This is a genomic window from Phormidium sp. FACHB-592 (genome assembly GCF_014695795.1).
Lineage (GTDB): Bacteria > Cyanobacteriota > Cyanobacteriia > Leptolyngbyales > Leptolyngbyaceae > Stenomitos.
In genome coordinates this window covers 119,683-134,447 of sequence record NZ_JACJOZ010000106.1, presented here as the reverse complement: position 1 = coordinate 134,447, position 14,765 = coordinate 119,683, and the positions used below count along the sequence as shown (strand labels likewise).

Genomic DNA, 14,765 nt, shown 5'->3' with positions numbered 1-14,765 from the left:
AAGAGCAAGTTAGCTTTATTTGTTTTAAGTGCTGGAACAAGATGGTATGCAGGCATTTTCTGAGAAGCAACCCAGCAACGAAATGCCCCTACAGCTCTTGCTGTTTATTGATAAACGTCCGACCTCAAGAGAACGCATTCGGCAAGTGCGTGAGGCGCTCAAAAACCTTAGAGCGGGCTACCCCTTTGAGCTAGAAGTCATTGACGTGAGCGAGCAGCCTTATCTGGCTGAACACTTTCGGCTTGTAGCAACTCCAGCGTTGATCAAACTTCATCCTGCTCCGCAGCAAACGCTGGCAGGCAGTGATCTAGTTGCCCAATTGCAGCATTGGTGGTCTTACTGGCAACGCTCTGTAGAGAATTATCTGGTGAATACTAACTCTCAGCAAGTCTTTGGGGAGGACCACCGAACACAAGAGAATGAAGATCCCAGAGTAAATATTGCGATCGAACGTGGCTTAGTAGCCAATTCGCCGGACGTTGGGATAGATGCTACCAAGCAATCAATCAGCGCCCTGAAGACGATCGCCCGCTCGGCAGAACTCATTGAGCTAACCGACGATGTCTTTCGCCTAAAGCAAGAAAAAGCCGAGCTTGAGCATCAGCTTCGCTTTAAGGATGAAATTATCGCCATGCTGGCGCACGATTTGCGTAATCCACTTACTGCTGCATCGATCGCCATGGAAACCCTGGAGATGGGGCACAGTATTACTGATGGTTGGTCTTCACGGCTGACCCCTACCCTTACTGCACAGCTTTTAAAGCACGCTCGGACACAGACTCGCGCGATCGATCACATGATTACCGACATTCTACAGGCGGCACGTGGTACCGGCGCTGAACTACGCATTGTGCCTCAGAAAATGAACCTGGGACAGCTTTGTGTTGAGGTCTTAGAGTCTCTTCGCGATCGTTTTCAGGCAAAGTCACAACGCGTTGAGCAAGATCTTCCATCTGACTTGCCTCACGTGTATGCCGACAGCGAGCGAGTCCGTCAGGTTTTGGTTAATTTGCTCGATAATGCCATTAAATATACGCCTGTCAGCGGCTCGGTTGCCGTTTCGATCCTTCATCGCACCACCCAAAAAGTACAGGTTAGCGTCTGCGATAATGGTCCGGGCATCCCTAAAGAAAATCGCGATCGCATCTTTGAAGAACACTTCCGGCTCGAGCGCGATGAGGCAAAAGACGGCTATGGCATCGGACTATCGCTCTGTCAGCGTATTATTCGATCGCACTATGGTCAGATTTGGGTAGACTCGACGCCCAACACGGGCAGTTGTTTCCACTTCACACTTCCCGTCTATCGTTCCTAGCAATCAAAGCTTATTGTTTTAAGAATGTTTAGAGGGCTTCAAAGAGAAGAGCAACGATAGGTTGCCCGCACTTTGGGACCAAAAACAATTACGTCTTCTGGCTTCAGCTCCCACGTCCGGTATTTTTGACCATTGATCACCAACCCATTGGTGCTTGCCTTTCCATCCAGGTCGCCATCGGTAATCTGGTAGCCATAGCTCCCATCTTCTTTAAGAACCTTTGTCAGGATCGCGTGATGACGAGAGGCAAACTGAGAGTGGAGGCAAATATCGCTTTGCGGATCGCGCCCAATTTGATACTGATCGCGATCCAAGGTGATGTCTCGCTTGCCTCGCTCGTCTTCAACAACCAAAATTGACTCGTTCCGATGCCCCAGAAATGGTTGACTACCACGATCTGACATCGGTGCAAACGTCGCGCTGCTATCCAAATCGCCTTCTACGAACGTCCGTGAGTCGCTAAAGCCAGCGCCATACCAAGCTGGGTGAGTAGTAGGTGGTCGATAGTTCAGCCCGGATCGCTCAGAGGCAAGGTGACGAGCGTGCCAAGAAACGTCATCGTCTGGCTTAATAGCGAGGGCGCGATCATAGCTAGCGATCGCCTCGACGTAACGGTGCAACTCAATGAGTGCATTGCCACGGTTGCGCCATGCTAAAGAGTTATCTGGGTTAATGTGCAGTACGCGATCGTAGCTAGCAATCGCTTGAGTCGGTTGGTCTAACCCATATAGCAGCGCGTTGCCACGGCTCTGCCATGTGTGCTCGTGACGTGGGTTAATTTGTAATACCCGATCGTAGCTCTCGATCGCATCGGTATAGCGCCCCAAACCATACTGTAGGGCGTTACCACGATCATGCCAGATCTGGACGCACACCTCACTTTTAGGTCGCAGATTGAGCGCTTGATCGTAACTGGCGATCGCTTCTAGATAAGAACCGCACTTTTCGAGAGACAAACCACGTTCGTACCAAACTTCGTAAAAATCGGGTCTAATAGCAATGACGCAGTCATAATGCGCTACGGCTCGCTCGTAGGCTTCAGTCGCAGCCGCTGCTAGTCCCTGTCTAAACCACAGAAGAGCATCACCACTGAGTTGAAGTTGACCGGTATCAAGCATGGCTCAATTTCCTGGAATCCAGTACCCATTCAAATAAACAGGGAGCCGGGGGCAGTTCTAACGATTCAATAAACGTGCCAGCGATCAACAGAATTTGATAGCTTTATACAAAGTTAGCGTAAAACGACCCGGCTGCTAACACTTCCCTCAAAAGAAATAGAACCTCACGAGATTGAGGGATGGTGAAGTAGTGATAGTTGTGTATTCCAGAAAGTCATGCAGGAAAGAACACATTAATACGGAGCGCGAGACTCCAGGCACTCAAACTAATTTTTTCTGCTTCTCTCAATCCTGCAATTGACCTTAAATACCATCGCTGCCTGCTGTAAAGAAGCTCTTCCCCCCTCTAAAAACAGCTTTCACGACCCTTTCCGGCTCTCTTCCCTAGCAGGCAAGGGGACAGATTAGACTCCTAGCGTGCAGATGGTTTGCCCAAGCATTTTTAAGTAAGGCGTAACTTGAGCTGAATCTCTTCACTCATTCTCAACAAAACTGTAGAGCGAACACTCTTTCATGGGGTAGTATTGTATTTCTGTGGGTTTTTACACCTTAGAAATTTAGAAAGATTGCGGCGAAGGGAAGGTTATGGCAAAGCGCGTACAGTTAGTTCTCAGTAAAGATGTAAGTAAGCTGGGTAAAGCAGGAGATTTGGTTGAAGTCGCTCCTGGCTATGCTCGCAACTATCTCATTCCACAAGGCATTGGGGCGCGCACGACTCCTGGTCTCTTGAAGCAGGTCGAGCGGCGCAGAGAGCTAGAGCGGGTGCGCTTGCTGGAAGAAAAGCAGGAAGCAGAAACGCGCAGAGCAGCTTTGCAAGCTGTGGCAAGTTATATCATTGCCAAGCAGGTCGGCGAAAATGAGGCGATTTTTGGTACTGTAACCAACCAGGATGTCGCTGATGTAATCTTGCAGACGACTCAGCAAGAGGTCGATCGCCGTGGTATTACGCTACCCGATATTCACAAGCTTGGTTCTTACAAGGCAGATATCAAGCTGCATCCTGACGTTACCGCAACGGTTGAAATTCAGGTTGTTGCTAGCTAGAGCGTCAGCTTAAGGCGGTTGTCCAGGGAGTTTGGCTTCGCTATAATAGTACGCAGGTACTAAACATATCGTTAGCGTCTGCCTATGCTAACACTTTACTACACTTAGCGTTTTAGTCTTGAGCGAGCGTTAGGCAACACTAAATGTAGTAGAGCAAGTGCGGTCTTCCCTGTATAGTGAAGTGAGCCATACTGGATGTGTGGGTTACTTCTCCAACATATTGTTGCCGTCTCTGTTTCTTATGGTTCAGGAACTCAATTTCCAAGCCTTTAGCGATCGCCTGCCGCCTCAGAACATTGATGCTGAAGAATCAATTCTGGGCGGCATTTTGCTAGACCCAGAGGGTGTCAATCGGGTTGCAGATTTGCTTCATCCCGATGCCTTCTACTTGAGTGCTCACCGAGAAATTTATCGCGCTGCTCTGGTGCTGCAAGGACAAGGCAGCCCTACAGATTTGATGAGCATTACATCCTGGTTGATCGATCGTGGTCTTCTCGAAAAGGTGGGCGGGCAAAGTAAGCTGGCACAGTTAATCGATCGCACAGTGAGCGCTGTCAACATTGACCAGTATGCTCAACTGGTGATGGACAAGTATATGCGCCGTAAGCTGATCAAGGCGGGCAACGAGATTGCACATCTGGGGCACGACACATCCAACGATTTAGAAGTAATACTTGATCAGTCTGAGCAAAAGCTGTTTGGTGTGACGCAAGATCGCCCGCAGCAAGGCTTAATGGCAGCGTCCGATATTTTGACGCACACTTTTTCAGATATTGAGAGCCGATCTCTGGGCATGGTATTGCCTGGGTTGTCCTGCGGTTTCTACGATCTAGATGCGATGACTCAAGGCTTTCAGCGCTCGGATCTCATTATCGTAGCGGGACGACCGTCGATGGGCAAAACATCCTTTACGATGAACGTTGCTCGTAATATCGCCGCCTTTCACAAGTTACCTGTTGCCGTTTTTAGCCTGGAAATGTCGAAAGAACAACTGGTTCAGCGATTGCTAGCTAGTGAGGTGCGGATTGAGAGTGGTCGACTACGGGCAGGGCGTGTGAGCCAAAATGAATGGGAACCACTGGGTCATGCTATCAGCACTCTGTCGCAACTGCCAATGTTTATCGACGATACGCCAAATATAAGCATTACCGAGATCCGATCGAAGGCACGCCGACTTCAGGCTGAACAGGGTGGTGCGCTCGGCTTAATCTTGCTGGACTATTTACAGTTAATGGATGGCGGTAGCGACAATCGGGTGCAAGAGCTGTCACGCATTACACGTGCGCTTAAAGGACTGGCACGAGAACTTAGTGTGCCCGTCATAGCGCTTTCCCAGTTGAGTCGTAGCGTCGAGTCGCGCACCAATAAGCGACCAATGATGTCTGACTTGCGCGAATCAGGTGCAATCGAGCAAGATGCTGACCTGATCATGATGCTTTACCGCGATGAGTACTATAACCCTGACACGCCTGATCGTGGCATCGCAGAAGTCATTATCTCGAAACATCGGAATGGTCCAACTGGAACCGTCAAACTTCTGTTTGAGTCGCAGTTTACTCAGTTCCGCAACTTAGCAGCGCCAAATCGCACTTAGAGGCAGCATCAAAGCGTGCTCGGATCAATTAAGTGGAGCCATCAGTATGCAGTAATGGAGCTGATAGTTGCTAAAAACACAACGCATTTAGCAGCCTACCGAATCACTGGCACAAAAACTGCTGTAACTCCACCAGCCTCTTAAGCGGCGATCGCGCAGTTACCACTTGGTTGCTTGAGTGCTGCGTTTAGCAACAATTGGGAAGTTTCGTGCTAACGGACCCCATTTAACGCTTGCAGTACCCTTAAGCGTATCGCCTTCAATACGTCCCTTAAATTGAACAGCGCCTTGCTGTCCCTGGATTTTTTCAGCGCGGCTAAATGAGAGTTGATCGCCCGTCAGCGTAATGTTGGGGATGCTGTACTTCTTGCCATCCGCGATCGCATCGCCCTTCACCTGCTGGAACTGCTGTGTAAACCGCAGGGTATAGGGTTGGCTGCGACCAGGCGCAAATTCGACCCGTCCCTGCCAGTCGCCCGCAACACGTTCAGGGACAACCCAATAATAGATATTGCGTGGCAACGAAGAGCCAGCGCTTGCAGGAACAGTCACCGTTTTATCTGGTTTCCAGTCGCCCATTGTGAAAGCGTGGGAGACAAGACGGGTGCCGGGTCGCAGGTCGTTTAAGAGTTTGGGGCGCAACTTCAAATTGATTTCAGGCAGTAGGTAAAGTGTTACCACGCTGGCATCACGAAGGTTAGTTTGAAAGAGATCTTGCTGGAGGAATTGAACGCGATCGCTCACTCCTGCTTTCTGTGCATTCTCATTACTTAAGCGCACCAGCCCTGGATTGATATCTACCCCTACCCCACGTCGGGCACCATAATCTTTAACGGCTGTAACCACTAGCCGACCGTCGCCAGAGCCGAGGTCATACACTACATCCTCACGGCTCACACCTGCTAGCTTTAGCATTTCTGTGACCACCGTTTCGGGTGTTGGCACATAGGGCACATCTGGTTTGATAGGAATAGGATTTTCTGTAGGGGTTGGGGTTGGCGCTGTTTGAGCGATCGTTGCAGTGCGCTCACTCCCTCCAAGAAAGGCAAGCGATAGGCTGACGACCGCTCCCATCACTCCTAAACCAATCTGTTTGCGTAACACCACAGGCTTTGCTCCCGACGAGTAGACCCAAGACAAATTTCTTGTAGCGTATCCTTTTAGCGTTGTTTAGACATCTACTTCTGCATAGAACTGATTAACTGTTGATTAGTTCCCAAATACTTTCAACAAATTTAGTGCCACGATCGCAAACCTCGGACCGCTTTTTGCTATGCTGGGTAAGTCTCAAAGCAAACCAAACCTCAAGTTTGCGCCAGCTGAGTCATTCTTAGTCGAGTGGCTTGCTGTGTTACCTGGTGTTGAAGGTTTTTAAACCAGAAACATCAGACCTAGAGACGTTGCTTAGAAGAAACTGGTTTTTAGAAGCCAGCTTGTGCGGATGTGGCGGAATTGGTATACGCGCACGCTTGAGGTGCGTGTGGCATAGTCCTTGCGAGTTCGAGTCTCGCCATCCGCATCTTTTTACGATCGTTATTTTTATGTAGTTGTAAGCCTAAGTTGTTTAGTTCAGACAGCTTAGGCTTGTAGCTGTATTTCGCCTTGACGTAGCTTGCTGGCGCTGTTTGCAGCAAACTCAGGTGATGAAGAGCTTTACCGCAATTGGTTCAAGCTCTTCAACAGTCGGTTCAACTGCTAGAGCATTGTTATAGCTGGGCTAGTTTTTCGCTGCGCGATTGAGCCTATGTACAGCAAGGTGCTTATACCAAGCCTAGTAGGAGTCTGGCTTGAATCCGATCGCAACTTACAATATCCGTTGCCGAGCTTCAGCATCGGTTTAGCATTTTTGAAATAGACACCGTTGCGATCGCCTGTACAGCGATCGTTACGTGTGGTGACAGTTTATGCTTCGCCTGTCGCATCTCAGGCTAGACGGGTTCATACTCACTTAGTGAAAATGGACTTGATTGCTCATGCTGCTCGTATAGATATCAGGTTTCAGGGTATTCAAAAACCTGAGTCAGCCAAATAGCGTAAGAACCGACAACTCCAAAGATCGTAAGATCGGTTCCAACACTAGCTGTCGGCTTCAGCACCAACAGCTGCACTTTTACCTCTAGCTTCGCTGCATTGTCTCATCTACCGATGTCACACACTCCATTTATAGATCTGCTGCTTACGATCCGAGCCTAACCAGGAGCAAGTCAGCAGGCAGTTAGTACCCTGCGGTAACGTCACTTGCAAAACCTGTAGAGCCAGAAGCATAACGCAGGGTAAGCACGTCATTAAGCACAATGCACGCTTCCTTAACAAAAGAAACTGGCTAGGATTGATGTCTGCTCTTATTTCTAACCGTTAGCTATTGTTGCTTGCTATTCCGATTCATGACTCAACCACTACCAGAACCTCCGTTGCCCTCGGTTCCTTTGCCTACTCATGAAGCGGAACGATTGAAGGCATTGCGACGGTACAACATTCTTGATACACCGCCGGAAGCAGCATTCGATCGCATTACTGCTTTAGCTGCACGCCTGTTTGGGATGCCGATCGTGCTCGTTTCCTTAGTTGATGAGTCGCGGGGTTGGTTCAAGTCGGCTTACGGTTTTGATATCCAAGAAGTGCAGCGAGATGCCACTATTTGCAGTCTGACACTGTATTCCAGCGACGTTTTAGTTATTCCCGATACCCGCCAGGACGATCGACTCCTTTGCAACCCCTTTGTGCAGAATGAACCTGGTCTACGGTTTTATGCAGGTGCACCCTTACTAACTCAGGATGGCTTTAACCTTGGTACCCTTTGTTTGTTCGATACTCAACCACGCACGACGTTAACCGATGAGCAGCAAGCTGTGTTGTCCGATCTTGCTGCAATGGTGATGGATGAACTAGAGCTACGCTTGGCAGCTCGCAAAGTCGCCCAGCTTGATACAGCATTGTTAGAAATCACGCAGGGGGTTTCTGTTGCCACGGGTGAAGCTTTCTTCTCGGCTCTGGTACAACATTTCACCAAAACTTTGGGGATAGATTACACCTACATTGGTCTGGTGGATGGGGCAAACCGGGATGCTATTAAGACGATCGCTGCCTGCGCCAATGGTCAAATCATTGCCAACTTTGAGTACTTACTGCGCGACACACCTTGCTGGCAGGTGATTCAAAAACAAAAGTTGTGTTGCTATCCCGATGGCGTGCAAGCGCAGTTTCCTCAAGCGCCGCTGCTAGCCCCTTTCAGGGTAGAGAGCTACGCGGCAATTCCATTCTTTGACTCGGCAGGTACACCGCTTGGGCTGCTGGGCATCATGGACAGCAAACCTTTAATCAATCTTCAGCTTGTAGAGTCTCTACTGACTATCTTTGCGCTGCGGATTGCTACTGAATTGGAGCGCCAACAAGCGGAAGTTGCCCGGCAACAAGTGCAGCAGGAGTTGCAACGCCAGGTAGAACAACGAACGACTGCATTGTCTAAAGTAAACCAACGCCTTCAACTAGAAATTGTCGATCGCCAGCAAGCAGAAGCTGCCCTGCAAAAAGAACAAGAAATGCTGCGGGTGTTGCTAGATAACGTGCAGGCAGGTATTGTCGCCTGTAACGCCGATGGACTTTTAACGCTCTTTAATCGGTCAGCACGAAGATTTCATGGACTACCAGAGCAACCGCTCCCCCCTGACCAGTGGGCAGAATATTATGACTTGTATCTGCCGGACGGCAAAACGCGGATGCCTAAAGACGAGATTCCGCTGTTTCGTGCCTTACAGGGAGAAACCGTTGCCAACGTTGAGATGGTGATTGCCCCCAAAGCAGGAATGACGCGAACCTTGCTCAGCAGTGGGCAAAGCATTGCTGATGCTCAAGGCAATAAACAGGGCGCAGTGGTGGTTATGCACGACATCACCGATCGCAAACAAGCAGAAGCCGTTCGCTTAAGCCTTGCAGAGGAACGTGCCCAACTAATTCGAGAGCAAACTCAGGAACAAACGGCTCGTCTGGAAGCTGAAACGGAGCAGCGACGATCGGCTTTTTTGGTTGATGTCAGTACAGCACTGGCATCGTCATTGGATTACGAACAAACGCTTCAAAGCGTTGCCAAGTTAGTCGTACCTTATTTCGCAGACTGGTGTTCTGTAGATTTATTGAATGATGATGGCACCATTAGTCGTGTTGCAGTTGCGCATGCTAATCCCGATAAGGTGCAGCTGGGTTGGGAACTAGCACAACGATTCCCCAGGCACTTAGATGATGGGTATGGCATCTCTCAGGTTATGAAAAGCGGGCAAAGTGAAATTGCGATCGACATTACCGATGAACAACTCACGGCGACTGTATTGAATCCTGAGTATCTAGAAATCTTGCAAAGCGTAGGCTTAAGGTCGTGCATTATTACCCCACTGCAAGCGCGTGGACGAGTTTTAGGCAGCATTTCTTTTGTGTTTACTGAATCAAATCGCCGCTATAGCCTCACAGACCTTGCTCTAGCTCAAGATTTGGCGCGTCAAGCCGCGATCGCCATTGACAACGCGTACCTTTATCACACCGCTCAACAGGCAAAGCAAGCTGCTGAAACCGCTGCCGATCGCACGACTCGCTTACAAATGGTGACAGCCGCCCTCTCAGAATCTCTGACACCCGTTCAAGTAGCGGCGGTGATTGTAGAGCAAAGCACTGCGGCTCTAGAAGCAGATGCAGCACTCATGGCACTTCTAAGCCCGGATGGAACCGTTTTGGAAATTGTGCAAGCAGTCGGGTATGCCGTAAATCCAGTAGAAAGCCATCGGCAATTTCCCCTCACTGCACCCTTTCCCTTAGCGGACGCAGTACGAAATAAGCAGCCTGTTTGGTCAGAGCCTCTAGCGGAACGCCTTGCCCGCTATCCTCATTTAGCAGAAATCTACAAGAGTCTTCCCTTCCAGGCATGGATTTCGCTGCCCTTAATGGTTGACGGCAAAGCGGTGGGAGGGCTGTCGCTTTCCTTCAAACAGTTCAAGCAACTCAGCCAGGACGATCGCGAGTTTATGCTCACTCTTAGCCGTCAGTGTGCTCAGGCAATCTTCCGCGCTCAATTGTATGAGGCAGAGCGCAGTGCTAGAGCAGAGGCAGAACAGGCAAGCCGGGTGAAGGATGAATTTTTGGCAGTACTCTCCCACGAATTGCGTACTCCGCTCAATCCCATTTTGGGCTGGTCAACGCTCTTACAAAGACAGCAGCACGATCCTGCCACTCTGGCTCGTGGCTTGCAAACAATCGAACGCAATGCCAAATTGCAAACGCAGCTCATTGAAGATTTACTGGATGTTTCCCGCATTCTACGTGGCAAACTCATCCTTGATGTGGCTCCAGTAGACTTGAAGTTTACGATTGAAGCCGCAATGGAGACTGTGCGCCTAGCGGCAGAAGCGAAGGCAATGCAGATTCAGACCTACTTTGCCCCAAAGGTGGGTTACGTTGCAGGGGATGCCAGCCGTTTACAGCAAGTAGTTTGGAACCTGCTAGCGAATGCGATCAAATTTACCCCAGACGGCGGACGAGTCGAGGTGCGGTTAGAGCAGATCGAGCATGGGAACGTGGAGAATTGGGTGGGTGGGAGTGTAGATCAGCCATCCACTCATCACTCTTATGCTCAAATCACTGTCACCGACACTGGCAAAGGCATCACACCAGAGTTTTTTCCTTATATCTTTGATCGCTTTCGTCAAGCAGACAGTAAAACCACTCGTCAGTTTGGTGGCTTGGGCTTGGGTTTGGCGATCGTACGGCAATTGGTTGAACTGCATGGCGGTACGGTTCATGTAGAAAGCTCTGGCGAAGGGCAGGGAACCACGTTTACGGTCCACCTACCGCTGATGAAGGATCAAGCTAGACAGGTAAATAGTGAGACAAAGAGCCTTCAGTCTGCCGATGTTACCTCACATCCTTTAGAAGGTGTTCGAGTGTTGGTGGTAGATGATGAAACTGATGCCCGTGAGTTAGTAATTTTTATCCTGGAGGATGCAGGTGCAATGGTTGTTTCAGCCGCATCTGCTGTAGAAGCACTGGAGGCATTAAAGAAGACAGAGGTTGATGTGCTGATCAGTGATATCGGGATGCCTATGATGGATGGCTATACGCTGATGCAGCACGTGATCGCTCAATTTGCAGAGAAAGGAGAGCTGCTTGCTGCCAGTAACCTGTTACCAAAGGCGATCGCCCTCACCGCCTATGCAGGGGAAATAAACCAGCAGAAGGCTCTTGCTGCCGGATTCCAGTGCCATCTTAGTAAGCCGATCGATCCAACTGAACTCGTTGCAACGATCGCAAGTCTTAGCCAATCAGCTTAGTTGCTCGTGACTACCTTAGTTTTGGGTGGCACGATAGATCCCACTTGTCGCCATTGGTTGAAGTCAACGACTTTGCAGACAAGGACTTTACAGACAACTGACCAATATCCGTTAACGCAAATAGACAGGTGGGGCTGTGGTTGTGGTTAATGGCAGAACAACTGTAAAGGTAGCGCCCTGTCCTTCGCCCTGACTCTCTACCTGAATATCACCATTATGTAACTCGACCAGCTGCCGTACAATCGCTAGCCCTAAGCCCAAACCTCCATGTTGGCGCGTGGTTGAACTATCCGCCTGGCGGAAGTAGTCGAAGATGTAGGGGAGAGCATCTGGCCGAATTCCTTGTCCCGTGTCGCTAACTTTAATCACCGCCTCATTGTTCTGCTGCGCCAACCGGATCTCAACCTGCCCACCTTGTGGAGTGAATTTGATCGCATTCGAGAGCAGGTTTTCTATTAACTGTCGCAGACGATCGCCGTCACCAGAGACTTGCCCTACCGTCTCATCTAAGTAAGCATCTAAGCGGATTGACTTAGCTGTAGCACTTGGTTGCACCGTTTGAATCGCCGCTGCAACCACTGCGCGTAGAGGAATGGGGTGCTTTTGCAGCAGCAGCTTTCCACGCAGCAGACGGGAGATATCGAGCAGATTCTCAATTAGTTGAGTCTGCAAGCGGGCATTGCGCTCGATCGTTTCTAACGCACGGGCAGTAATGGTTTCATCGAACTGGTGAGTCCGCAATGCTTCCGCCCAGCCCAGGATAGAGTTTAAGGGCGTACGAAGTTCATGAGAGACGATCGCTAAAAACTCGTCCTTCAAACGGTTGGCTTGCTCCAGTTCCTCAGCCTGATGTTGAAGCGCATTCAGGGCAACTTGTAGCTCTCGTCGCCGCAAGCTCACCTCTTCCACCAACGCTTCTAAACTGTGGCTCTGGCTGGCAAGCTCTTGTTGCAACAAGTCACGCACTCGCTTCACTGCGATTAAATTACCAACTCGCGCCTGTAACTCCTCAACCGAAAAGGGTTTCATCAGGTAGTCTTGAGCACCCTGACGTAACAGTTGCACCCGCAGTTCATCATCAGCTTTGGCAGTGAGCATTACGACTGGAGTTGTATCTAGCTCTGGGTAAGTCCGAATCTGTTGCACAAGCTGAGCACCGCTGAGATAAGGCATCATCACATCACTCAGGATCAAATCAGGCTTGAGCGCGATCGCCTGCTCCAAGCCCTCTTGTCCATTGACAGCAGTAGCAGTGCAATACTCAGGTGCCAACGTTGAGGTGATGAACTGATTCATTTCTAGACTGTCTTCCACTACCAGCACTAACGGTTTGCCGACTGCTGGTGCCTGAAGCTTGGAGTCGATTGGCGCAACCGTCCGGAGTTCTTCGACTAATTGGTTTGCGATCTCTTCACCCTGATTCAGCTCAGTGGTTGAAGCAGTAATGCTGCTGCCAGACGGGGTTAGCAAAGGTAACTCAACAGTGAATTGTGCGCCGCCTTCGGGTGCATCACTTATACCAATGGTGCCGCCTTGTAGCTCGGCGAATTCTTTTGCAATCGCCAAGCCTAAACCAGTGCCACCAAAGCGACGGGTTGTGCCGCCTTCCCCCTGGCTAAACCGCTCAAAGATCGTTTCCCGTAGAGCAACCGCAACACCCGGACCGCTATCGCGAACAGAAAGGATGGCTCGATCGACCTGGACTGGCAAATTGGTGGAACCACCGTTGGCAGCATTCATCTCAGCTTGATTGCTTTCCAGCGTGCAAGAAATGATGCCACCGTTGGGGGTAAATTTGAACGCATTGGAAATCAAATTAAGTAGAATTCGCTGTACTTTTGCTGCATCAATTTCAGCAGGCAAAGATTCTGGTGCATCAATAGTCAAGGCAATGTTCTTTTCTTGTGCCAAGCCATCAAAGTTCGCAGCAGTAAGGCGCACCAGTTGAGCCAGGTCAATTTGCGTAGAGTGGAGTGCCATCTTACCTGCCCCCAACTTAGAGACATCAAGGAGATCATTGACTTGCTTGAGTAATAGGCGAGCATTACGATCGACAATCTTTAAATCATGCTGGTGCTCCTGGCTCAGTGCTCCATGTTTGAGCAGTTTCTCAATAGGTCCCAGAATTAGGGCAAGCGGCGTTCGGAGTTCGTGACTAACATTGGCGAAAAACTGCGTCTTGAGTTGGTCAACCTCCTTAAGTTGCTCGTTCATTGCCTCTAGCTTATGGTTAGCCGCTTCCAGATGCGATCGCCGTTCTTCTGAAAGCTTGGCAGACTCGACCAGAGCTAACGCTTGGGGAACGAGAAAGGGAAGGATAAAGGCTGTAGTGACAGAGGCGATCGCCGTAATTACCTTTAACACTCCCGAAAGCCAGTAAGTCGGATGCCATAACGTCCATACATCCATGAAGTGGGTACTGGCACAAGCAATAATGAAGGAACCAAACGCCAAAAACATCCAGTGAAAGGGAATCTCTCGGCGAGTCTTGTAAACCAGGTAAGCCAGGGTTGCCGAAATAGCAACATAGGCAAGAGCAATAAACGAATCTGAAAGGACATGGAGCCAGACCAGCCCTGGCTTCCACAAATAGCAATGCCCATGAGGAATAAACCCGTTGACTGCTAAAAGGGCATTCCACCATCCCGGAAAGACCAGCAGGAGTAGGAGGGCAACAATGAACGCCGTTGCACTATAACTCAGGGTATTTCGATTAATGCTTATCATCAGTCTTAAATTTAGGAGCCCAGTCTCTTACTTATTCTGTAATTATTTTTACTTTCAAGCCCATAAGTCAGCTTTACGCTTCATAAAGACTAAATAAAAGAAAGTATTGCAGTAGAAATACGTATCTACTGCAACTTTGAATCTCTTAATGGAGCGATAACAGAGCTTTCCTTATCACTCAATGTTAACCATAACTATCGTGTTAAAAACCTTATATATAGCCATCTGTAAAGGTCTATCTATTGGTAGACAACTAGACCTTTGCTTGTCAGGTAGAGCAGGAATCGCTCAACTTCATATGCCTGAAGCTGCTGTCTGGACATAGGAGCTAAAAATTGTCATAAGTTCATAGCAGTCCTAAATCATTTGTGAGATTGAGAGGCTTTGTGAGCAAGAACTCCAGTGGAATTCTTGCTCACGATCCAGATAGGATCGCTACAGGAGCGAACGCTTTAGGTTATCGGGCTCTGGAACGACGATCGACCTGGTTAAAGCTGAATGTAAACCGTTGAAGCATAAGACAACTAGTGAGTGATAAATGGGCGATCGCAAGTGACACAACGGTGAGTTTATAGACCGTTGCGCTTACCCTTTTGATGAAGATGCATAGCCTCGCACTCAAGGCGTGGCATCACCATGCACCTCCATTCATCACT

The 14,765-nt window shown here is 49.4% G+C and carries 7 protein-coding genes and 1 tRNA gene; 5 read left to right on the top strand and 3 right to left on the bottom strand.

Annotated features, from left to right (window positions below; translation table 11 throughout):
- The first annotated feature begins 46 nt into the window (after positions 1 to 46).
- Positions 47 to 1,315, top strand: a complete 1,269-nt coding sequence (locus H6F86_RS30085; RefSeq protein ID WP_190454928.1) for a histidine kinase — start codon at positions 47 to 49, stop codon at positions 1,313 to 1,315.
- 38 nt (positions 1,316 to 1,353) lie between these two features.
- Here H6F86_RS30085 and H6F86_RS30080 read toward each other — a convergent pair whose 3' ends face one another.
- A complete protein-coding gene (locus H6F86_RS30080; RefSeq protein WP_190454925.1) occupies positions 1,354 to 2,433 on the bottom strand; it encodes a tetratricopeptide repeat protein in 1,080 nt (359 codons plus the stop codon).
- Positions 2,434 to 3,018: 585 nt separating this feature from the next.
- Between H6F86_RS30080 and rplI the strand changes: the two genes are divergently transcribed.
- Together rplI and dnaB are read left to right on the top strand one after the other, a co-directional pair.
- Positions 3,019 to 3,477, top strand: coding sequence for a 50S ribosomal protein L9 (gene rplI, locus H6F86_RS30075; RefSeq protein ID WP_190454921.1), 459 nt, complete (start codon positions 3,019 to 3,021; stop codon positions 3,475 to 3,477).
- Positions 3,478 to 3,718: 241 nt separating this feature from the next.
- Positions 3,719 to 5,071 carry a replicative DNA helicase gene (gene dnaB / locus H6F86_RS30070; RefSeq protein ID WP_190454918.1) on the top strand — a complete coding sequence of 451 codons (1,353 nt, stop codon included), beginning with the start codon at positions 3,719 to 3,721 and terminating at the stop codon, positions 5,069 to 5,071.
- A gap of 159 nt (positions 5,072 to 5,230) precedes the next feature.
- On the opposite strand, the gene H6F86_RS30065 is transcribed toward dnaB, so the two are convergent.
- On the bottom strand, positions 5,231 to 6,178 hold the full coding sequence (locus H6F86_RS30065) for a class I SAM-dependent methyltransferase (RefSeq protein ID WP_347241398.1): 948 nt from the start codon (positions 6,176 to 6,178) through the stop codon (positions 5,231 to 5,233).
- 330 nt (positions 6,179 to 6,508) lie between these two features.
- Here H6F86_RS30065 and H6F86_RS30060 point away from each other — a divergent pair.
- Together H6F86_RS30060 and H6F86_RS30055 are read left to right on the top strand one after the other, a co-directional pair.
- Positions 6,509 to 6,590 (top strand) — tRNA-Leu (locus H6F86_RS30060).
- Positions 6,591 to 7,455: 865 nt separating this feature from the next.
- Positions 7,456 to 11,382 (top strand): GAF domain-containing protein, encoded by a 3,927-nt coding sequence (locus H6F86_RS30055; RefSeq protein WP_190454915.1) that lies wholly within the window; start codon positions 7,456 to 7,458, stop codon positions 11,380 to 11,382.
- Positions 11,383 to 11,493: 111 nt separating this feature from the next.
- Here H6F86_RS30055 and H6F86_RS30050 read toward each other — a convergent pair whose 3' ends face one another.
- A complete protein-coding gene (locus tag H6F86_RS30050; protein WP_190454912.1) occupies positions 11,494 to 14,109 on the bottom strand; it encodes an ATP-binding protein in 2,616 nt (871 codons plus the stop codon).
- Positions 14,110 to 14,765: the final 656 nt, after the last annotated feature.